Raw genomic sequence first — 19,884 nt, 5'->3', positions numbered from 1 at the left:
GCAACGGATCGTCCCGCACCGCGGTGCCGCCGGCTGCATCGCTGCTGGCATGCTGGCGCCCTGTCCGGATCGCATGCGGAGCACGCCATGACCACCTTCATCCAGCCCCGCGCCCACGACCTCGGCGGCGGCCTCGAAGTCCGCCGCGCGGTGCCGACGCTGCAGGCCCGCAGCGTGGGTCCGTTCGTCTTCGTCGACCACATGGGACCTGCGGTGTTCGAGCGCGGCGGCGGCATCGACGTGCGCCCGCATCCGCACATCGGCCTGGCCACGGTGACCTTCCTGTGGGCGGGCAGGATCCACCACGCGGACACCCTGGGCTCGTCGCAGGACATCACCGTCGGCGACGTCAACTGGATGACCGCGGGCCGCGGCATCGCCCATTCCGAGCGGACCCCGTTGACGCTGCGCGATGGCGAGCAGCCGTTGCACGGCATGCAGACCTGGGTGGCGCTGCCGAAATCGCACGAGGAAGCCGCGCCGGAATTCCATCACCACCCGGCCAGCACCCTGCCCCAGTTCCGCCGCGACGGCGCCTGGGTGCGGGTGATCGCGGGACGCGGCTTCGGCGAGGAATCGCCGGTGCGCGTCTTCGCGGACACGCTCAACGTGGCGCTGGATCTCGCACCGGATGCGGAGCTGGTCATCCCGCCCTCGCACGCCGAACGCGCGCTCTACGTGCTCGAAGGCGACGCGCAGCTCGACGGTGTCGACGTGCCATCGCGCCACCTCGCCGTGCTCGATCCGGGCGCGTCGGCGAAGCTCCGCGCGAAGACGCCGCTGAAAGCGATGCTGTTCGGCGGCGAGCCGCTCGACGGCCCGCGTCACCTGTGGTGGAACTTCGTGTCCTCGTCCAAAGAGCGGATCGAACAAGCCAAACAGGACTGGCGGGACGGCAGGTTCGGCACAGTTCCGGGCGACGACGAGTTCATCCCACTGCCCAAAAAGTGAAACTCGTCACAAAATTTACTGCGATGCAGCACGGTTGTAGGCGTATCGTCAACGTGGGGTGACACAACCACTAGGGGAATGCCATGCAAGCCACCAGATCGCTGGCGCTGATCGGCGCATTGCTGTGCGCAGGCGCAGCGCAGGCGCAATCCGCAAACGATTGTCCGCAGCTGCCGGGCGGAAGCACCGCGCACTGGGAGGTCCAGCAGGGACCGAACTTCGTGTTCTGCCGTGCGATCGAGCGCGACACCGAACGCCAAGCGTTCGCGGTCACGATCGGACGCGAGGCGACGTTCAAGCCGCGTCGGGGTGATCGCATCGGCGACCGGGTCACGATCGACGGCAGCCGGACGTACTGGCATGCGCCGCAGAACGACCTCACTGGCGCCCTCGTGCGCGAGACGCTGCTGGAACTGCCGTCCGGCGAGTACGCCCACATCATCGTGCGCGCCACCAACGAAACGCAGCTGGCCAACACCCTGCGTGACGCCGAGGCGCTGCACTTCTCCGATGTGAGGCTGGGCAGCAAGTAAGCCCGATCGCAACCGGTCGACACCCGAAGGCCCGGCAATCGCCGGGCCTTCGGCGTCAGGGGCGCGGGATCAGAACCGGCCCTGTTCGAAATCCACGAAGGCCTGCATCAGTTCCTCGCGGGTGTTCATGACGAACGGCCCGTGGCGCGCGACCGGCTCACGCAAGGGACGACCGGCGACCAGGATCAACCGCGTCTCACTGGTGCCGGCCTGCAGGCGCAGGCGCGCCCCGCCGCCAAGTACCGCGAGTTCCTGCTGCGCCAGCGGACGCGCTGCCTCGCCCTCGCCCACTTGCAGGCTGCCCTCGTAGACGTAGGCGAACGCGTTGTGGCCTTCGGGCAGCGCGTAGGTCCAGGCGGTTCCGCCCTGCAGGGTGATGTCGAGATAGACCGGATCGGTGGCGGGCTGCACGATCGGTCCGGCCACGCCATCGACCTCGCCTGCGATGATCTTCACCGACACCCCGGCCGCGGGCGTCACTACCGGCAAGCCCGCGGGCGCGAATTCCTGGTACTTCGGCGCGGTCATCTTGTCGCGCGCCGGCAGGTTGATCCACAACTGGAAGCCGCGCATGCGACCGGCTTCCTGCTCCGGCATTTCCGAATGCACGAGGCCGCGCCCGGCGGTCATCCACTGCACGCTGCCGGGCACCAGCAGGCCTTCGTTGCCGTGGTTGTCTTTGTGGCGCATCCGGCCGTCGAGCATATAGGTCACGGTTTCGAAGCCGCGATGCGGGTGCTCGGGAAAACCGGCGAGGTAATCCTCGGGCCGGTCGGTCCCGAACTCGTCGAGCATCAGGAACGGATCGAGATCGGGCAGCTGCGGCGAGCCGATCACGCGGGTGAGTTTCACGCCCGCACCATCGCTGGCGGGCATGCCGCGCACGTGGCGAATGATGCGGGCGGCGTCTGCAGTGGCGGTCATCGGGCATGCTCCTGTCGGGACTGCGTACACGATGCGGGCACCCCGGCCGGATTCCACGCGCTTGGCTGGAACGGAGGTTTCCGTGGCGCGTCGGCAAATGGGCGCGCGAGGGCGCCGGACCGTCGACGTCCTATCGCGCGCAAACGCGCGCCCACGCGACAGGCGCAGACGCGCGCCCATCGCTCGCAACGGTCCGTGCCTGCGCTTGCATACGTTCGAGGGGAGCCGCGGCCGGGGAAATGCCCCACAGCCGCGCTCCCCAGGGCGTCAGCAGCTCAGCGCGCGGTGATGCGCCAGGCGCGATGGATGCGCGGGTTGCGTTCGAAGTCCTGCGGAATCGTCGCCGGGCTGATGTCTTCGACGTGCGCGAACGCGGCGACGGCTTCGGCGTCGAGCTTGAAGCGGCGGAAGTTGTTGGAGAAATACAGCACGCCGCCCGGCGCGAGCCGCGCGACCGCGGCCTCCAACAGGCGCACGTGTTCGCGCTGGATGTCGAAGTCCTTGGCACGCGCCGAGTTCGAGAACGTCGGCGGGTCGCAGAAGATCAGATCGAACTGCGCCGTCTCTGCCTCCAGCCACTGCAGCGCATCGGCCTGGACCAGGCGATGCTTCGCGCCGCCGTAGCCGTTCGCGGCGAGGTTGTCGGCGCACCACTGCAGGTACGTGCCCGACAGGTCGACGGTGGTCGTCGTGCGCGCGCCGCCGCCAGCCGCATGCACGGTCGCGGCGCCGGTGTAGCCGAACAGGTTGAGGAAGCGCGTGTCGGCAGCTTCATCGGCGATGCGCAGACGCATCGGCCGGTGATCGAGGAACAGGCCGGTGTCGAGATAGTCGAACAGGTTCACGCGCAGGTGCACGCGGCCTTCGTCGACCAGCAGGAATTCGTGGCGCGCATCGAAGCGGCCGTACTTGCTGCCGCCCTTGCCCTTCGAACGCGTCTTGACCGCGATGCGCTCGCGCGGGATGCGGAACACGTCACGCGCGGCGGCCAGCACGTCGCCGAAACGTCGGCGTGTCACGGCTTCGGGAATCTCGGCCGGCGCGGCGTATTCCTGGATGTGCAGCCACAGCGGCGTACCTTCGGCGCTGACGTCCGCTTCGGACTGGATGTAGACGTCGATCGCGGCGGCGTATTCCGGCAGATCGGCGTCGTAGACGCGGTAGCAGGTCACGCCCTCGCGCTCGCGCCAGGTCTTGAACTTGCGCAGGTTCTTGCGCAGGCGATTGGCGACCATCGTCGCGCCTTCGCCGAGTGCGTCCGCTGTTTCGCTGACGGCGCGCTGCGGCGGCCGTACCGGATCGCAGACGATCAGGCTGCACTCGATGGCGCCGTTGAACACCTGGTACTTCTTCTTCGCGCGCAGGCCGGTGGCGTGCGCGAGTTCGGGATCGCCGCACAGCAGGCTCGCGCGCCACTCGGGCACCGCGCGTCCCAGCGCATTGCCGAGCGTGCGGTACAGCGCGGGGTCGGCGGCAAGGCGCGCGTCGTAGGGCGGATTGCAGACCGCGAGCCCGCGCTTCACCGATTCCGCCAACGCTGCGTCTTCCTGCGAGGCCGGCGGCACCGGTGCTTGTAGCGTGGCGATGTCACCGATCTGCCACTCGATCGCCTCGCGCAGGCCGGCGGCCGTGGCGTTCTCGCGCGCGGCATGGATCGCATGCGGATCGAGATCGCGGCCGAAGAACACGGCGCGCAAGCGCTGACGGCCGGTCCGTTCGCGCGAGAGCGCGTCTTCGCACAGCGTCTCCCAGTGCGCGACGTCGAACCCGCGCCAGCGGCTGGGCGCACGGCCGGCCGTCGCCGCACCGCCGTCACGCGCGAGACCGGGCGCGACATCGGCCGCCATCAGCGCACCTTCGATCAGCAGCGTGCCGCTGCCGCACATCGGATCCAGCAGCGCGCCACCTTCGGCGTAGAGCGCCGGCCATCCGCCGCGCATCAGCACTGCAGCGGCGAGGTTTTCCTTCAACGGCGCTTCGCCCTGCGCGCGGCGCCAGCCGCGACGGTGCAGCGGGCCACCGCCGAGATCGACCGACAGGATCGCGCGGCCCTTGCGCACCACGAGGCTCAGGCGCAGATCCGGCGATTCGACATCGACATCCGGACGCGCACCGGTCGCTTCGCGCAAGCCGTCCACGATCGCGTCCTTGACCCGCTGCGCGGCGTAGCGCGCGTGGGTAATCGCGCTGCCCGAGACATGCGGATCGATCGCCAGCGTCATGGTCGCGTCGAGATGTTCGGTCCAGTCGACGGCGCGCGCGCCGGCATACAGCGCGTCCTCGTCCTCGCAGGCGTAATCGGCGATGGGCCACAGCACGCGGCTGGCCAGACGCGACCACAGCACCGCGCGCTGCGCGTCATGCAGGGTGCCCTCGACATTGGCGCCGGCGGTCGTCGCTGTGGCGTGCGCGCAGCCGAGTGCGAGCAGCTCGTCGACGAGCAGATATTCGAGGCCCTTGGGGCAGCTGGCGAAAAATTTCATGGGTGTCAGGAATTCAAGGAAAGAGAGTTCAAACCCGTCATTCCCGCGAAGGCGGGAATCCAGCGACCTCGCTCCACGACGCAACCGAGCGCGGAAGCGTTCTGCGGCGCGGGAAAAGGCACTGGATTCCCGCCTTCGCGGGAATGACGTCCGGGGAGCAGCGGAACGCGTGAAACTCCGGCGCGATCAAAGTGACCGCAACAATGCCGTGAACGCATCGGCCGAAACCTCGACGTTCGCTGACAGGCGGTGATTGTCGTCGACCAGCAACAGCCGGCCGCGGCGGGCGCAGGTCCAGCCGACGACATCGGCCGCGGGAATCAGTTCGTCGTCCCAGCCGTGCACGACCGACAGCGGCACCTCGGCCGCCTGCAGCGGATGCGCGACGTCGAGGCGCACGGGCGGCGCCATCAGGAACAGGCCGGCCACCGGCACCTGCAGCGAGACATGCCCCGCGATCCACGCACCGAGGCTGGAACCGGCCAGCACCACCGGTCCGCGCGCGGCGGCATCGAGGGTCAGCCGCAGCAGACGTTCGATGCGCGCGGCGACATCCCCGAGCGGGCTGACGTCGCGCTTGCCGTCGAGATCGGTGAAGTCCGGGCGCTCGTGGCTCCAGCCCAGGCGTTCCGCGGCCTCGGCGAGCGCGGTGACCTTGGTCGCATCGGGGCCGCTTTCGAACCCGTGCGAGAGTATGCAGTGGCCGCGCGCGCTCATGCGTCCACCCACTCGACCGCGTCACCGATCTTCAGCGCGCCGCCGGTGATCACGCGCGCGCATAGGCCACCCATGCCGCGGATCGCGTTGTAGCCGCCGGGGCCGAGCGCCGCCTCCATCTTCGAACACGGATCACACGGCGCGGTGCCTTCGAGCAGCACATCGCCGACGCGGAAACGCCGCCCCTTGAGCGCGATCAACGGAATGCCCGAGACCACGAGGTTGCGGCGCAGCGTCACCGGCGTGACCTCGGCATGGCCGCTCAGCGCAGCGATCGCCGGCAGATGTTCGGCCTGGATCAGGGTCACGCCGCGCTTGCCGCTGCCGCCGGTGTAACGGTCGCCTTCGAGGCCGACGCCGGTCACCGCGACCGCGCTGTCGACGGCGCGGATCGGCACGTCACGGGCAGGCCGAAGGCCGATCCAGTCCACACGTCCGACGCGCGGAAACTGCGTCATCAGGGCGTGCAGGTCGGAGTCTGGAGGCGGATTTCTCATGTGTGAATGCTAGCATCCGGGCCATGTCCGACCCCACGTCCGCACCCCGGATCGCACTGCAACCGCTGCCCTATGTGGACCTGCTGGCGCCGCGTGCGGCGTCGGACATCACCCTGGTCGTCATCCACTGCACCGAGCTGCCCGACCTCGCCACGGCGCGTGTCTACGGCGAGCGCGTGCTCTACGACAGTGGCAACGGCGCCAGCGGTCACTGGTACATCGACCGCGACGGTCGCATCGTCGAATACGTGCCGGCGACCCGCGTCGCCCACCACGTGCGCGGCCACAACGCGCAGTCGGTCGGCATCGAACTGGTCAATACCGGCCGCTTTCCGGACTGGTACGACAGCCGCCATCAGGCGATGGACGAGGCCTATACGCCGGCGCAGATCGACGCGCTCGTCGCCCTGCTCGCGCATTTGCGCGCCACGCTGCCGAACCTGCAAGAGATCGCCGGCCACGAGGATCTGGACACCGATCGCGTCGCCGCCAGCGACGACCCGGCCCTGACCGTCGCCCGCAAGCGTGATCCCGGCCCGCTGTTCCCATGGGCGGATGTGCTGGCGCGCGTGCCGCTGACCCGAATCGGCGTCTGAACGTCCGCGTCAGGGCGTCGGCCCGGCCCCACCTATAATCGTCGGCCGGCACGCGGTTTGCGCTGCCGTCCCCACCGTGCACGGCACCCGCGATGACCCCGCCCGTTTCCGAACTGATCGATCTGCTCTCGCTCGAGCGCCTCGAAGACAACCTGTTCCGCGGCCAGAGCCGCGACATCGGCACCAAGTACGTGTTCGGTGGCCAGGTGCTGGGCCAGGCGCTGTCGGCCGCGCAGGCCACGATGACCAGCCCGCGCCCGGCGCATTCGCTGCATGCGTATTTCCTGCGCGCCGGCGATGTGGACGCGCCGATCGTCTACGACGTCGACCGCACCCGCGATGGCGGCAGCTTCTCGGTGCGCCGCGTGACCGCGATTCAGCACGGCAAGGTGATCTTCTTCTGCGCGGCGTCGTTCCAGGAGGAAGAAGCCGGCGCCGAACATCAGCTGACGATGCCGGAAGTGCCGGCGCCCGAAGACATCGCGCCGCAGGATCCGCTGCCGGCCGAAGTGCTGGCGAAATTGCCGGTGAAGGTGCAGCGCTGGCTGGACCGCAGCGGACCGTTCGAATTCCGCCACGTGTACCCACGCGACGAGTTGCATCCGCCCAAGCGTCCGCCGTTCCAGCAGATGTGGTTCCGCCTGACCGGCCCGGTCGGCGACGCGCCCGTGCTGCACCGCGCGCTGCTGGCCTACGCGTCCGATTTCCAGCTGCTGGGCACGGCGACGTTCCCGCACGGCATCAGCTATTACCAGCCGAACGTGCAGATGGCCTCGCTCGACCACGCGCTGTGGTTCCACCGCCCGTTCCGCGTCGACGACTGGCTGTTGTATTCGCTCGACAGCCCCAGCGCGCAGGGCGCGCGTGGACTGGCGCGCGGACAGATCTTCGACCGCGCCGGCCGACTGGTCGCCAGCACCGCGCAGGAAGGGATGATCCGCGTGCTGCCCGGCGACGCCGCTGCCGCGAAGGTGGTCTGAGATGCGCCAGATCTTCAGCAGCCCGCGCCTGGAAAACGTCGAACGCGTCGCCGAACTGCTGCGCGCCGACGGCATCGAGGTGCGCATCCTCAACGGCCGCTCCTACAAGGGCAGCCGCCGCAGTTCCTTCAGTTTTCGCGACAACGCCGGCGGCCCGAGGCCGTCGGTGTGGGTGATCCGATCCGACGACCAGACCCGGGCACGTGCACTGCTGCGTGACATCGGCCTGCTGCAGACCCAGCCGTCGACGCGCAGCTACCTCGGCCAGACCGACGTGGTGTTCGCCTCGGAGCGTCCGGAAGCGCGCCAGGGCATGTCGCGCGCGTCCAAGGTCCGCTACACCCTGCTGGGCGGCGCGGCGCTGGTGGTGGCGCTGACCTGGTTCACCCGCTCGGGACCGGACACCGGAGCTGCCGAGGTTGCCGCGGCACCGGCGGCGGTCGAGGAACCGCGCCTGGACATGGTGCCGCCGACCGTCGAGGCCACCGTGAACCGGATTCCGGTACCGCAGGCGCTGGCCGAAACGGTGCTGGCCGCCGAAATTGCCGGCATCGACGGCCCGGCCTGCATCGCGATCGATGGCGCAACGCCGACCGCGCCGGTGCTGGCAAGCCTGGAGGCCGCCGGCCCCGGCCTGCGCGCCGCGCCACACTGCGCTGGCGACACGCCGGCCACGTGGCTGGAGATCACCAACTACCGCACGGACGGCATGGGCACCGGCACCGTCGACGTGATCAGCGGTGATCCGGACACCGCAGACGCGCGAAACACGCGCACCCTGGACGTGGCCCGCGACGGCCGCGCCTGGAGCTTCACAGCGGCGGACTGAGGCACTATCGGCCGGCCGGTCACATCCGGCCGGCGGGACACGTCCTGTGGGTCGTGACCCGCCGAATGGACCCGAACCGATGACCGCGATCGCAACCGACGCCAGCCTGGAAGACCGCATCCACTTCGAGCTGCCTGCCGCCCGCAGCGGCGACCAGGCAGCGTATGGACGCATCGTCCACCTGAGCCAGAACGCCACGACCGCCATCGCCCTGGCGATCACCCGCGACGTGCAGGCCAGCCAGGACATCGCCCAGGAGGCCTATCTCAAGGCCTGGCAGCACCTGGGACGCCTGCAGAACACGACCAGCTTCCTGCCGTGGCTGCGCCAGATCACCCGCAACCTGGCGCGCGACCATCTGCGTGCGCGTCGCGAGCGCCTGGTCGCCGGCGAAGCCGCCGAGATCGCAATCGCACAGGCCGCCGATCCGGACGGTTGCCCGATGCAGCGGATCGTCGACGACGAGAGCGGGCGCGTCGCTGCCGACCTGATCTCCGAACTGCCCGACGAGAGCCGCGAAGTCCTGCTGCTGTACTACCGCGAGGGCGGCAATTCGAAGCAGGTCGCCGCCCTGCTCGGCCTGTCGGACGCCGCGGTGCGTAAACGTCTGTCGCGCGCACGCCGCAGCCTGCGCGAGGATCTGATGGCGCGTTTCCGGGAGTTCGCGACGGGCTCGGCGCCGGGCACGGCGTTCACCGTGCTGGTCACGGCCGGTCTGGCTGCATTCGCGAAGCCCGCGACAGCGGGTACGGTCGCAGGCGTCGCAGCCGGTGGCGCATTCGGCGCCGGTGTCGCCGGCAAGGCGGCGCTGGGGAGTGCGGGCGCACTCGGCGCCGCAGGCGTGTCGCTGGTGTTCGGCGGGCTGACGATGTGGCTGTGCCGGAAGATGGTCGCGCGGTATGCCGATACCGACGCCGAACGCGTCGCGATTCTCAAGCTCTACGACCGCTGGTTCCTGTGGGGTTCGCTGGCAGGCGGCCTGGTGGCGCTGTGTATCGGCTTCATCGCCGGCTTTCGCGGGCTGCCGGTTGGCTGGATGTCCGTCCTGCTCGTCATTGCCCTGTTTCCCTACAACTATCCGCTGCTCACCAGCATGCCGCGCCTGATGAATCCGCTGATCGCGCGGGACATCGCCCGCGACCCGAAGGGCGGCGCCCGCCGCGCACTCGGCTATCGCCTGATGTTCGGACCCAGCGGCCTGATCCTGACCAACGTCGGTCTGGTGGGTGTGCTGTTGATCTTATGGCTCAAAAGCGCCTGATCCGTGCCTCCACACGGTGTCGCGCGGACGGTTTTCCTGCGCGTACGCCGTCTGCGGATGCGTTCGCGAGAGCCCTTGCGATCCTGCGCTTCAAAGAAAAAGGCCGCGCACTGCGCGGCCTTTCCGTTGCTGTATCGCCCGCGACTCAGCGCTGCGGACGACCCGCCTGCAGCTCCTCGCGGCTGAGGAAGCCGTCGCCGTTCTCGTCCATCCAGGCGAAACGCTCGACCAGACGCGGCATCTTCTCGGCCACTTCGACCCGGCTGAGCTTGCCGTCGCCGTTGAGATCGGCCTCGCGGAACATCGTGTCGAACCGGCGCTCGCGCTCGGTGCGACGCTCGACCGCCTTCGCCTCTTGCCAGGTGCGCAGCTCGCCGCGGGTCAGATAGCCGTCGTTGTTGCGGTCGATGGCGTCGAAATTGGCGACGAGATCGAAGCCACGCCCCGCATGCGGACGCGAACCGCCCGGGCCACGACGCGCACCGTCGCCCCGTGTCGCCGGCCTGTCGGCGCCTTCGCGCGCCGGACGTTCCGCACGCTTCGCATCGCGCCGGGCTTGCATCGCGGTCTGCGCCGCCTGGGCTTCGGCGCGGCTGATGCGGCCGTCGTTGTCGGTATCGAAGCGCGCCAGCGCATCGACCGGATTGCCGCCGTGACCGCGATGGCCGCGCATGCCGTGTGCACGCTGGCGCTCGCCGGCAGGCTTGGCCGTGGTGGCGGCATCGGACGCCGCTGCACGCGTCGGCGACTGGGCCACGCTCGCGCCCGCCATCGTGAGGGTCATGGCCGCGACCAGGGCGGCGGCAAGGGTCTTCATCTGCATCGTCAGTTCCCGTTGTGTGCGGCACCGTGCCGCCTTGTGCAGGGATCAACGCGTCCACCGCACGATGCGTTGACGGGCCGCCTGCGCGGTTCAGCTGCGGGCCGGTCACGACCGGCTGTCGCGTCGCCTGCGACGGCCGACGCTATCCTGCCTGCATGCAACACAGCCCGCGCCCCGATCCCGATGCCGACATCGCCACAGACCTCCGCCTGTTCCACACCGGCGCGCATCCCTGTGGCTACTGGCCCGAACGGACCGCACGCGACCTGGTGCTGGACCCGCACGACACGCGGCTCGCACGCTTCTATCCGCAGGCCTTGCGCTGGGGCTTCCGCCGCTCCGGCGACATCGTCTACCGGCCGCACTGCGCCGGCTGCCAGGCCTGCGTGGCGGTGCGGATTCCGGTCGACGACTTCGTCCCCAACCGCACCCAGCGCCGCACGCTCGCCCGCAACGCGGACATCGAGACGCGCGTGGTCGCCGCCGAGCGCAACGAGGAACGCCTCGCGCTGTACCGGCGTTACCTCGCGTCCCGCCATCCGGGCGGTGGCATGGACGACCACGGCCCGAACGAATTCGACCAGTTCCTGATCGGCAGCTGGAACGAGGGCCGGTTGCTGGAGCTGCGCCTGCACGGACAGCTCGTCGCAGTGGCCGTGACCGATCTCACCGACGACGCGCTGTCGGCGGTCTACACCTTCTACGAGCCCGACCTCGCGTCACGCGGCCTGGGCACGCTGGCGATCCTGCAGCAGCTGGCCTGGGCGCGGCGGGCGCAACGACATCATCTGTATCTTGGCTATTGGATCGAAGGACACCGCAAGATGGATTACAAACGCAGTTACCACCCGCTCGAGGGTTTCGACGGCCGCCAGTGGCGCCGCCTGCCGGACGTCGCGCGATGACCCGCACGATGACCTGGCTTCTGCTCGCCCTCGCAGCGCTGCTGCTCGCCGCCTGCGTCCGCGTGAATCTGCAGGGCGATCCGCCGACTGCGAACGCGCCCCCTGCACCCGAGCGCGGTGCGCTGCGCATCGCCACCTACAACGCCTCGCTCAACAGCGACGAGGCTGGCGGACTGGTGCGTCGCCTGCAAGGCGATGACGACAACGCGCGCAAGGTCGCGGCCGTGCTGCAGCAGGTGCGTCCCGATATCGTGCTGATCAACGAATTCGACTATGTCGCCGACGGCAGCGCGGCTGACCTGTTCCAGCAGCGCTGGCTGGAACGTCCGCAGCCGGGCGGCGGCGCCGCGCTGCACTATCCCTATCGCTATCTCGCGCCGGTCAACACCGGCGTACAGAGCGGGCTGGATCTCGACAACAACGGCACCGTGGACGGTGAGGGACGCGACCGCGGCAACGATGCCTGGGGCTACGGCCTGCATCCCGGCCAGTACGGCATGCTGCTGCTGTCGCGCCACCCGATCGATGCCGAAGCGGCGCGCACATTCCAGTTGCTGAAATGGAGCGCGATGCCGGATGCCATGCGGCCGCGCGATCCTGCGACCGGTCGCAGCTTCCATCCCGACGCGGTGTGGGCGCAACTGCGGCTGTCGTCGAAATCCCACTGGGACGTGCCGGTGCGTACCCCGCAGGGCGTGCTGCACGTGCTGGCCTCGCATCCGACGCCGCCCGCGTTCGACGGACCCGAGCAACGCAACGTCGCGCGCAACCGCGACGAGATCCGCTTCTGGAACGCCTATCTCGCGCCATCCGGACACACCGGCTGGCTGTGCGACGACGCGGGCACCTGCGGCGGCCTCGCCGGGGATGCCCGCTTCGTGATCCTGGGCGATCTCAACAACGATCCCGTCGACGGCTCCGGCGACCACACCGCAATCGTCGAACTGCTGGAACATGCGCGCGTGCTGCGCATGGCGACGCCGCGCAGCGAGGGCGCGGTCGAAGCAGCGGAACGCGACGGCGGTGCGAACGCCGTGCATCGCGGCGCCGCCGCACACGACACCGGGCAGTTCGGGCCGCGCGTCGGCAATCTGCGCATCGATTACGTCCTGCCGTCAGTCGGCCAGCGGCCTTCGAGGAGCGGCGTGTTCTGGCCGCCGTCGACCTCGCCGCACGCGGACATCGTGGACGGCAGCGACCACCGCCTGGTCTGGGTGGACGTGCTGCGCGATTGACCGGCCGCGGCAACGGTCTCCGATGTGTCCCGGGCGATTCGGTCGAACGGGATTCGTAGGACGCAGGCTCAGCGCGCGTCGACGGTCTCGGCCAGTCCGAGCAACGCGGCGGCCACGGTCTGCCGGCGCACCGCATCGCGGTCGCCGGCGAACTGGAACAGGTGCGCGCTCGCGTAACCGCCGCGCCGCTTCCAGGCGATCCACACGGTGCCGACCGGCTTGTCCTCGCTGCCGCCACCCGGCCCTGCGATGCCGGTGACCGCCACCGCCACGCTGGCGCCCGAATTGACCAGCGCGCCGGACACCATCTCGATCGCGGTCTCGCGGCTCACTGCGCCCTGGGTTTCCAGCGTGTGCGGATTGACGCCCAGCAGCGCCTGCTTGGCCTCGTAGCTGTAGGCGGCCATGCCGCAGTCGAACCAGTCCGAACATCCGGCGACGTCGGTCACCGCCTTGGCGATCCAGCCGCCGGTGCAACTCTCGGCCGTCACCAGCCGATGGTGGGTGTCGCGCAGCAATTGGCCGGTCCGTTCGGCCAGCGTCTGCAGGGTTGCATCGGAAGGAAAATCGGCCTGGTGCATGACGGATGCCCGCGGAAGAGGCTGCCGTTGTACCGCAAATTACCGGCCCGCACTGCCCTCGCGCGGCGTCGACGCAGGAAAAAGGCGGGCCGTTTCCGGCCCGCCTGTCCCGATCATCCCTGGACGTGATGCCTCAGTAGCGCATGCGCAAGGTCATGCCGTAGGTCCGCGGCGCGCCGAGGAAGGCATTGAAGGATCCGGTCTGGATCGGTGCGTCGATCCCCACCTGCTTGTAGGTTTCGTCGGTCAGGTTCTGACCCCACACCTCCAGCATCCAGCGCTGGTCCTGGCGGCCGAAGCCGATCCGCGCATTGAGCAACGTGTAGGCGTCCTGCATCTTTTCCGGACGCAGATCCGAGCCGGTGTTGTACTCGGACATGTACTTGGCGCCAATGTTGAAGCGGCCCTGCAAGGTCGATCCGATGTCCCAGGCGTAGGTGGCCGAGGCATTGCCGGACCATTTCGGCGCGAAGCTCATCTGTCCGCCCGGCAGCAACGGCAGGTCCGGCACGATGTCGTCGCCGTACTCGGTTTCCGCATAGGTCACGCCGCCCTGCAGCATCAGGCCCGGCAGGCCGGTCTGCCACAGCACTTCGGCGTCGATGCCCTGCGAGGTCACCTTCGGAATCGAACGCACGACGAACGCCGTGCCGAGGAAGCTGTTGAGCTGGAAATCCTCATATTCCTGATAGAACAACGCCGCGTTGAACAGCAGGTTGCCTTCTGCCCAGGTGGTCTTGAGACCCAGTTCGTAGCTGTCGACGAACTCGCCCGGGAAAGAGGTGTCGTCAGTCAGCGGCGCCCACGGGCGGGGGTCGGCGGGGGTCGGACCCTGCACCCGGTCGAGATTGAAGCCACCGGCCTTATAGCCGCGGGAGGCCGACGCATAGGTCATCACGTCGTCAGACCAGTCGTAGGCCACTTTCAACGTGCCGGACCATTCCTTTTCGGTGCGCTCCTGGAACGTCGAACTCCCGTTGTGCGCGATGTTCGCCCAGGGCAGACATGTAAATGCGATCACCTGCGGCACTGCAGCCTGTACTGACGAGGCGGGCACCCCACGGGAAACCAGCGCCGCCCCGATGCGCGCGGCAGCAGCAGGATTCACCGCCCCGCTAGGCAGGAAATAGGACGCGCACGCTGGGCTTCCATCTGGATTCGAGAAATCAGACTGGAGTGTCTTTTTCTCGCGTGTGTAACGGAGTCCAAGCGTGATATCCAGGGCGTCGGTCGCCCGGAACGTATTGTTGGTGAAGATCGCCGCACTCTTGGCATTCTGCTCGTAGCGATCCTGCGCACCCACGCCCCGGAACAGACTGCCGAATGGGCGACCTGTCGCATTGGCGAGGAACAAGGGCGCATCCGGCCGCAACGCGAGCGCAGGATTGATCCTACCCAGCAGCGCAACCGACAGGTACGGCTCGTATGCATTGCCGAACTGGTACGAGTCGTTTCGCCCCAGATCCTCGTCGGAATAAAACAGGCCCACCATCCAGTCGATGCGATCGCCCGATCCGGTCAGGCGCAGTTCCTGGCTGAAGTTCTCGAACTTCACCAGCGAGTCGTCTTCATTCGGCGGGCGATACAGGATATCCGCGCCGCTGTAGTCGAAGTCGATACTGGTGATCGCTTTCCAGTCGCGGAACGCGGTGACCGACGTCAGCACCGCGTCGTTGGCCCAGGGCGTGGTCCAGTTGACCTCGGCGGAGATGCCCTTGTCCTTGAGGTCCTGCTCGGTGGTGCGGTTGGCATAGGCCAGCCGACGGTCGAGATCGACCACCGGAATGATGCCCTCGCCGCCCGGCGTCAGCCGGTCGATGATGTCGGCGGTCGGCCCGCGCTGCGTGGTCACCGAGACGCAGCAGTTCTCTTCGCGACTGGTGTAATCCGCGATGAAATTGATGTTGAGGTTCGACGTCGGCTCCAGCAGCAGCTGGCCGCGCAGCGAGTGGTAATTCTGGTCGCCGTCATCGGTTTCCACGCGCGGACCGCCCGAGGTGTCGACGTTGTCGACGCCGTCGCGCTTGCGCTTGGTCGCGTAGATGCGGAACGCGGCGTTGTCGCTCAGGGCGTCGTTGTACGAACCCGACACGCCGAGCAGCCCGTAGTTGCCGACCGTGATCTCGCCTTCCGCCGACTGCGTATAGCTGGGCCGCCGGGTGATGACGTTGATGACGCCGGCCGAGGTGTTCTTGCCGAACACCGTGCCCTGCGGCCCCTTCAGCACCTCGATGCGCTCCATCTCGCCGAGGTCGCCGAAGCCCACGCTGTTGCGCGCGCGGTAGACGCCGTCGATGACGATGCCGACCGAGGATTCCAGGCCCGGGTTGTCGCCCACCGTGCCGATGCCGCGGATGCGCGCCGTCGTCTGCGCCGCGGACTGCGTGCTGGTGACGGTGAGGCCCGGCACCAGGACCTGCATGTCCTTGATGTCGCGCACGCCGGTGTCCTGCAGCAGTTGCTCGGGCAGGACGTTGATGACGATCGGCACGTCCTGCAGCGCTTCCTCGCGCTTCTGCGCCGTGACGGTGATCCCCGACAGCGTCGTCGGCGTGTCCGGATCGGCAGGCGCCGACTGGGCGTGTGCGGGTATTACAGCCGCGGCAAGCGCGACGACGACGGCATGACTGAGCAGGCTGCGCTGCAACTGACGTGAATCCATGTTGTCCCCCGAATGCGTGTGGTTTTCCCGAAAAACCGACGCCCGACGGCATTGCGCCATCGGGAAGCCCCGCCGTTCCGGTCGCGCGTGGGGGACATGACCGGAACGTCCGACAATTGCTTGTCTTGGCGGCACGCTAGCACACTTCCGGACGCCCGCGTATGGGCTTCGGGACGATGTTCCGGACGGCGTTCCGGGCAGCGTCCGCGCCCCGGAAAACGCCCGTTTCAGGCAGAATGTCGGGCCGGCCACACGAGTGATTTGATGTCCGCGCCCCAGCACACGCCGTTGATGCAGCAGTTCTTCGCCGCCAAGGCCGATCACCCCGATGTGCTGCTGTTCTTTCGCATGGGCGACTTCTACGAGCTGTTCTACGACGACGCCCGCAAGGCGGCGCGTCTGCTCGACATCACCCTGACCCAGCGCGGCAATTCGGCCGGCGCGCCGATCCCGATGGCCGGCGTGCCGCACCACGCCGCCGAGGGCTATCTGGCACGGCTGGTGGCACTCGGCGAGTCGGTTGCGATCTGCGAGCAGATCGGGGACCCGGCCGCGAGCAAGGGCCTGGTCGAACGCAAGGTGGTGCGCGTCGTCACGCCCGGCACGGTGACCGACGAAGCGCTGCTGCAGGAACGTCGCGACACCCTGCTGATGGCCGTGTCGCGGCATCGCAACGGCCAGTACGGACTGGCCTGGGCGGATCTCGCCGGCGGCCGTTTCCTGGTCTGCGAGTGCGCCAATGAGGACACGCTGGAGGCCGAGATCTCCCGCCTCGATCCGGCCGAACTGCTGGTGCCCGACGAGGACGGCTGGCCGGGTTTTCTGTCCGAGCGCACCGGTGCGCGCCGTCGCCCGCCGTGGTTGTTCGATGCGGATTCCGGTCGCCGCCAGCTGCTGCACTTCTTCGGCCTGCACGATCTCACCGGCTTCGGCATCGAGGACCTGCCGCTGGCGGTCGCCGCGGCCGGCGCACTGCTCGGCTATGTCGAGGAAACCCAGAAACAGCGTCTGCCGCATCTGACCTCGATCAGCGTGGAAAGCGGCGACGGCGCGATCGCGATGAACGCGGCGACGCGGCGCCATCTCGAACTCGACACCCGCGTCGACGGCGACACCCGCAACACCCTGCTCGGCGTGCTCGATTCCACGGTCACGCCGATGGGCGGCCGTCTGCTGCGCCGCTGGCTGCACAGGCCGCTGCGCGACCGCGCCGTGCTCGATGCCCGCCTGCATGCGGTGCAGACCCTGATCGATGCCGGCAGCGACGTCGACCTGCGCGAGCGCTTCCGCGCGCTCGGCGATCTGGAGCGGGTGCTGACCCGCATCGCATTGCGTTCCGCGCGCCCGCGCGACCTGTCCACGCTGCGCGACGGCCTCGCGCTGTTGCCGGATCTGCGCAGCGTGCTGGGCGCACTCGATTCCCCGCGGCTGCAGGCGCTGCACGACGGACTGGGCGAACACGCGGCCGAAGCGCATCTGTTGGCCAGCGCGCTGGTCGAACAGCCGCCGGTGCTCGCACGCGACGGCGGCGTGTTCGCCGATGCGCACGATGCCGAGCTCGCAGAACTGCGCCAGCTCAGCCAGCACGCCGACCAGTTCCTCGTCGATCTGGAAACCCGCGAACGCGAGGCCAGCGGCATCGCCACGCTGAAGGTCGGCTACAACCGGGTGCACGGCTATTACATCGAGATTTCCAAAGCGCATGCAGGCAAGGCGCCGACGCACTACACGCGCCGGCAGACGCTGACCAACGCCGAGCGCTACATCACCGAAGAACTGAAGTCCTTCGAGGACAAGGTGCTGTCGGCACGCGAACGTTCGCTCGCGCGCGAGCGGCTGCTCTACGAACAGTTGCTCGACACCCTGGGCGAACGTCTGGAATCGCTGAAGCAGTGCGCAGGTGCGCTGAGCGAACTCGACGTCCTGGCCTGTTTCGGTGAGCGCGCGCAGAGCCTGGACTGGGCGCGCCCGCAGCTGACGGACGCGCCCGGCGTGTGCATCGAACGCGGCCGGCATCCGGTGGTCGAGGCGGTGCGCAAGGCACCGTTCGAACCCAACGATCTGCTGCTGGGCGATGGCGACGAGTTCCGTGCCCGCCGCATGCTGGTGATCACCGGTCCCAACATGGGCGGCAAGAGCACCTACATGCGCCAGAACGCGCTGATCGTGCTGCTCGCGCACATCGGCAGCTTCGTGCCGGCCTCGCGCGCTGTGCTCGGTCCGATCGACCGTATCCTCACCCGCATCGGCGCCGGCGACGATCTGGCGAAGGGCCAGTCGACCTTCATGGTCGAGATGGCGGAGACCAGCTACATCCTGCATCACGCGACGGACTGCTCGCTGGTGCTGATGGACGAGATCGGCCGCGGCACGTCGACCTACGACGGTCTCGCACTGGCCGATGCGTGCGCGCGGCATCTCGCGTCCGCCAACCGCAGCTACACGCTGTTCGCCACGCATTACTTCGAACTGACCGCATTGGCGCAGCCGGGCAGCGGCATCGCCAATGTGCATCTCGACGCGGTGGAACATCGCGACAAGAGCGGCAGCGAAACACTGGTGTTCATGCACGCGGTCAAGGACGGCCCCGCGGACCGCAGCTTCGGCCTGCAGGTCGCGGCGCTGGCCGGCCTGCCGAAGCAGGTCGTCCGCGACGCGCGCGCACGGCTGGCGGAACTGGAACAGCGGCGGCACGACAGTCCGTCGTCCGCGCCGATGTCGGCGGCCTCGCTCGAGTCGCCGCAGCAGATCGGCCTGTTCGCGCCCGCATCCGCCGCACTGGAAGCACTGGCGGGACTGGATCCGGACGAACTGACGCCCAAGCAGGCACTGGAAGCGCTCTATCGGGTGCGCGCGTTGCTTTGAGTGTTGCCGCGACGACGCGTCGCTCTTTTTTGTGCAGGACGCGCGCAGTTTGAAACAGCGTCATCCCCGCGCAGGCGGGGATCCAGGGACGTGGCTTCAACGGCGCAGAACACCGTCGCATCCGATCCGCTGGACGCAAGGCTGCGACCGGCTTTTGAGAGACTTCGACTCTCCCGATCGACGTCCATGGATCCCCGCCTGCGCGGGGATGACGACCGTTGGGTTGCGCGTGCGGTCGCAGTGGTCCGTCGTGCGTGTTCGATCCAAGAGCGTGACGCCGTCCTCCAGCTTCAGCGGAGTTCCGACGGTCCGGATTGATGTCCTTGAATTCCCGCCTGAGCGGGAATGACGACCGTTGGGTTGCGCGTTCGGGCGCAGTGATACGTCGCGCGTGTTCGCTCCACGGGTGTGGCGCCGTCATCCAGCTACAGCGAGGTGATGACGCTCTGGATTGACGTCCATGGATCCCCGCCTGCGCGGGGATGGCGACTGTTGAAATTGCGAGTTCGGTCGCAGTGGCATATCGCACGTGTTCGATCCACGAGCGTGACACTGTCATCCAGCTTCAGCGGAGTTCCGACGGTCCGGATTGAAATCCTTGGTTTTCCGCTTGGGCGGGAATGACGGCATCCAACTTCCTCGCACGGCCGGAGATGGCACGTCGCGCCTGTCGGTCCACATGCATGAATCTGCGTATCCAACTTCTGGACCTCTGATCGTCCGGACGAAGGTTCGGGAATCCCGTCTGCCCGGCTGACGACCTCAGGCTGTTTGCGCACTGGTGTGACACGCCGACACGTTCGGCATGTCCACAGCGCTATTTCGATAGCCGCCCCCTATCGGATAGACGCGAACAATCGATTTCCCTCCCGGCAACCCGCGCACCTACCCTGAATGCTCGCGACGGGAGGCCGCCAGCCATATGCCAGCGCATCGCTTTCTGCCGACGGCGGCCTTGTCATTGCGCGCCGGCCGAATCCCACGCGGACTGATCCGCAGGTGCGCCGGTGTATGTACGCCATCTGTCATCCGTTGTTCGCAA

General features: G+C 68.3%; 16 protein-coding genes. 9 read left to right on the top strand and 7 right to left on the bottom strand.

Translation table 11 applies throughout. The features are described 5' to 3' along the window. Positions 1-87: 87 nt before the first annotated feature. Both AC3A5K_RS00450 and AC3A5K_RS00445 read left to right on the top strand, forming a co-directional pair. Complete coding sequence (locus AC3A5K_RS00450; protein WP_487615556.1) at positions 88-951, top strand: pirin family protein; 864 nt, start codon at positions 88-90, stop codon at positions 949-951. A gap of 83 nt (positions 952-1,034) precedes the next feature. Next, positions 1,035-1,484 carry a hypothetical protein gene (locus tag AC3A5K_RS00445; RefSeq protein WP_487615555.1) on the top strand — a complete coding sequence of 150 codons (450 nt, stop codon included), beginning with the start codon at positions 1,035-1,037 and terminating at the stop codon, positions 1,482-1,484. Between the two features lie 69 nt (positions 1,485-1,553). Here the strand turns inward: AC3A5K_RS00445 and AC3A5K_RS00440 are convergent, their stop codons facing one another. The 4 genes from AC3A5K_RS00440 to AC3A5K_RS00425 form a co-directional block, all read right to left on the bottom strand. Continuing rightward, positions 1,554-2,408: a pirin family protein gene (locus AC3A5K_RS00440; RefSeq protein WP_487615554.1), complete on the bottom strand. Its 855-nt coding sequence runs from the start codon at positions 2,406-2,408 to the stop codon at positions 1,554-1,556. Between the two features lie 275 nt (positions 2,409-2,683). Further along, entirely contained in the window at positions 2,684-4,891 is a 2,208-nt protein-coding gene (gene rlmKL / locus AC3A5K_RS00435; protein WP_487615553.1) for a bifunctional 23S rRNA (guanine(2069)-N(7))-methyltransferase RlmK/23S rRNA (guanine(2445)-N(2))-methyltransferase RlmL, read from the bottom strand. A 186-nt stretch (positions 4,892-5,077) separates the two neighbouring features. Then, positions 5,078-5,608, bottom strand: a complete 531-nt coding sequence (locus tag AC3A5K_RS00430) for an alpha/beta hydrolase (protein WP_487615552.1) — start codon at positions 5,606-5,608, stop codon at positions 5,078-5,080. Beyond that, entirely contained in the window at positions 5,605-6,105 is a 501-nt protein-coding gene (locus AC3A5K_RS00425; RefSeq protein WP_487615551.1) for an MOSC domain-containing protein, read from the bottom strand. Before AC3A5K_RS00425 ends, AC3A5K_RS00430 begins: the two co-directional genes overlap by 4 nt. Before the next feature lie 23 nt (positions 6,106-6,128). On the opposite strand from AC3A5K_RS00425, the gene AC3A5K_RS00420 reads away from it, so the two are divergent. The 4 genes from AC3A5K_RS00420 to AC3A5K_RS00405 all read left to right on the top strand — a co-directional run bounded on the left by AC3A5K_RS00420 (position 6,129) and on the right by AC3A5K_RS00405 (position 9,771). Further along, complete coding sequence (locus AC3A5K_RS00420) at positions 6,129-6,701, top strand: N-acetylmuramoyl-L-alanine amidase (protein ID WP_487615550.1); 573 nt, start codon at positions 6,129-6,131, stop codon at positions 6,699-6,701. 92 nt (positions 6,702-6,793) lie between these two features. Continuing rightward, positions 6,794-7,681, top strand: a complete 888-nt coding sequence (gene tesB, locus AC3A5K_RS00415) for an acyl-CoA thioesterase II (RefSeq protein WP_487615549.1) — start codon at positions 6,794-6,796, stop codon at positions 7,679-7,681. Between the two features lies 1 nt (position 7,682). Continuing rightward, on the top strand, positions 7,683-8,510 hold the full coding sequence (locus tag AC3A5K_RS00410; RefSeq protein WP_487615548.1) for a hypothetical protein: 828 nt from the start codon (positions 7,683-7,685) through the stop codon (positions 8,508-8,510). A gap of 79 nt (positions 8,511-8,589) precedes the next feature. After that, positions 8,590-9,771, top strand: a complete 1,182-nt coding sequence (locus tag AC3A5K_RS00405) for an RNA polymerase sigma factor (RefSeq protein WP_487615547.1) — start codon at positions 8,590-8,592, stop codon at positions 9,769-9,771. A gap of 145 nt (positions 9,772-9,916) precedes the next feature. Here the strand turns inward: AC3A5K_RS00405 and AC3A5K_RS00400 are convergent, their stop codons facing one another. Further along, a complete protein-coding gene (locus tag AC3A5K_RS00400; RefSeq protein WP_487615546.1) occupies positions 9,917-10,594 on the bottom strand; it encodes an EF-hand domain-containing protein in 678 nt (225 codons plus the stop codon). 155 nt (positions 10,595-10,749) lie between these two features. Between AC3A5K_RS00400 and AC3A5K_RS00395 the strand changes: the two genes are divergently transcribed. Together AC3A5K_RS00395 and AC3A5K_RS00390 are read left to right on the top strand one after the other, a co-directional pair. Beyond that, positions 10,750-11,499, top strand: a complete 750-nt coding sequence (locus AC3A5K_RS00395; RefSeq protein WP_487615545.1) for an arginyltransferase — start codon at positions 10,750-10,752, stop codon at positions 11,497-11,499. Continuing rightward, positions 11,496-12,734, top strand: a complete 1,239-nt coding sequence (locus AC3A5K_RS00390; RefSeq protein ID WP_487615544.1) for an endonuclease/exonuclease/phosphatase family protein — start codon at positions 11,496-11,498, stop codon at positions 12,732-12,734. The genes AC3A5K_RS00395 and AC3A5K_RS00390 overlap by 4 nt, the downstream gene beginning before the upstream one ends. A 68-nt stretch (positions 12,735-12,802) precedes the next feature. Here the strand turns inward: AC3A5K_RS00390 and AC3A5K_RS00385 are convergent, their stop codons facing one another. Continuing rightward, positions 12,803-13,315 carry a CinA family protein gene (locus AC3A5K_RS00385; protein ID WP_487615543.1) on the bottom strand — a complete coding sequence of 171 codons (513 nt, stop codon included), beginning with the start codon at positions 13,313-13,315 and terminating at the stop codon, positions 12,803-12,805. A 133-nt stretch (positions 13,316-13,448) separates the two neighbouring features. Further along, a complete protein-coding gene (locus AC3A5K_RS00380) occupies positions 13,449-15,977 on the bottom strand; it encodes a TonB-dependent receptor (RefSeq protein ID WP_487615542.1) in 2,529 nt (842 codons plus the stop codon). 264 nt (positions 15,978-16,241) lie between these two features. Between AC3A5K_RS00380 and mutS the strand changes: the two genes are divergently transcribed. Continuing rightward, positions 16,242-18,842, top strand: a complete 2,601-nt coding sequence (gene mutS, locus AC3A5K_RS00375; RefSeq protein ID WP_487615541.1) for a DNA mismatch repair protein MutS — start codon at positions 16,242-16,244, stop codon at positions 18,840-18,842. Positions 18,843-19,884: the final 1,042 nt, after the last annotated feature.

The sequence above is a fragment of the Luteimonas sp. Soil_C_5 genome (assembly GCF_057656615.1).
This window is presented reverse-complemented; position numbering and strand designations above follow the sequence as displayed.

Excerpts from the sequence above, each read along its gene's own strand:
- AC3A5K_RS00450 (WP_487615556.1), top strand. The coding sequence starts at position 88 with ATGACCACCTTCATCCAGCCCCGCGCCCACGACCTCGGCGGCGGCCTC.
- AC3A5K_RS00445 (WP_487615555.1), top strand. The coding sequence starts at position 1,035 with ATGCAAGCCACCAGATCGCTGGCGCTGATCGGCGCATTGCTGTGCGCA.
- AC3A5K_RS00440 (WP_487615554.1), bottom strand. The coding sequence starts at position 2,408 with ATGACCGCCACTGCAGACGCCGCCCGCATCATTCGCCACGTGCGCGGC.
- rlmKL (WP_487615553.1), bottom strand. The coding sequence starts at position 4,891 with ATGAAATTTTTCGCCAGCTGCCCCAAGGGCCTCGAATATCTGCTCGTC.
- AC3A5K_RS00430 (WP_487615552.1), bottom strand. The coding sequence starts at position 5,608 with ATGAGCGCGCGCGGCCACTGCATACTCTCGCACGGGTTCGAAAGCGGC.
- AC3A5K_RS00425 (WP_487615551.1), bottom strand. The coding sequence starts at position 6,105 with ATGAGAAATCCGCCTCCAGACTCCGACCTGCACGCCCTGATGACGCAG.
- AC3A5K_RS00420 (WP_487615550.1), top strand. The coding sequence starts at position 6,129 with ATGTCCGACCCCACGTCCGCACCCCGGATCGCACTGCAACCGCTGCCC.
- tesB (WP_487615549.1), top strand. The coding sequence starts at position 6,794 with ATGACCCCGCCCGTTTCCGAACTGATCGATCTGCTCTCGCTCGAGCGC.
- AC3A5K_RS00410 (WP_487615548.1), top strand. The coding sequence starts at position 7,683 with ATGCGCCAGATCTTCAGCAGCCCGCGCCTGGAAAACGTCGAACGCGTC.
- AC3A5K_RS00405 (WP_487615547.1), top strand. The coding sequence starts at position 8,590 with ATGACCGCGATCGCAACCGACGCCAGCCTGGAAGACCGCATCCACTTC.
- AC3A5K_RS00400 (WP_487615546.1), bottom strand. The coding sequence starts at position 10,594 with ATGCAGATGAAGACCCTTGCCGCCGCCCTGGTCGCGGCCATGACCCTC.
- AC3A5K_RS00395 (WP_487615545.1), top strand. The coding sequence starts at position 10,750 with ATGCAACACAGCCCGCGCCCCGATCCCGATGCCGACATCGCCACAGAC.
- AC3A5K_RS00390 (WP_487615544.1), top strand. The coding sequence starts at position 11,496 with ATGACCCGCACGATGACCTGGCTTCTGCTCGCCCTCGCAGCGCTGCTG.
- AC3A5K_RS00385 (WP_487615543.1), bottom strand. The coding sequence starts at position 13,315 with ATGCACCAGGCCGATTTTCCTTCCGATGCAACCCTGCAGACGCTGGCC.
- AC3A5K_RS00380 (WP_487615542.1), bottom strand. The coding sequence starts at position 15,977 with ATGGATTCACGTCAGTTGCAGCGCAGCCTGCTCAGTCATGCCGTCGTC.
- mutS (WP_487615541.1), top strand. The coding sequence starts at position 16,242 with ATGTCCGCGCCCCAGCACACGCCGTTGATGCAGCAGTTCTTCGCCGCC.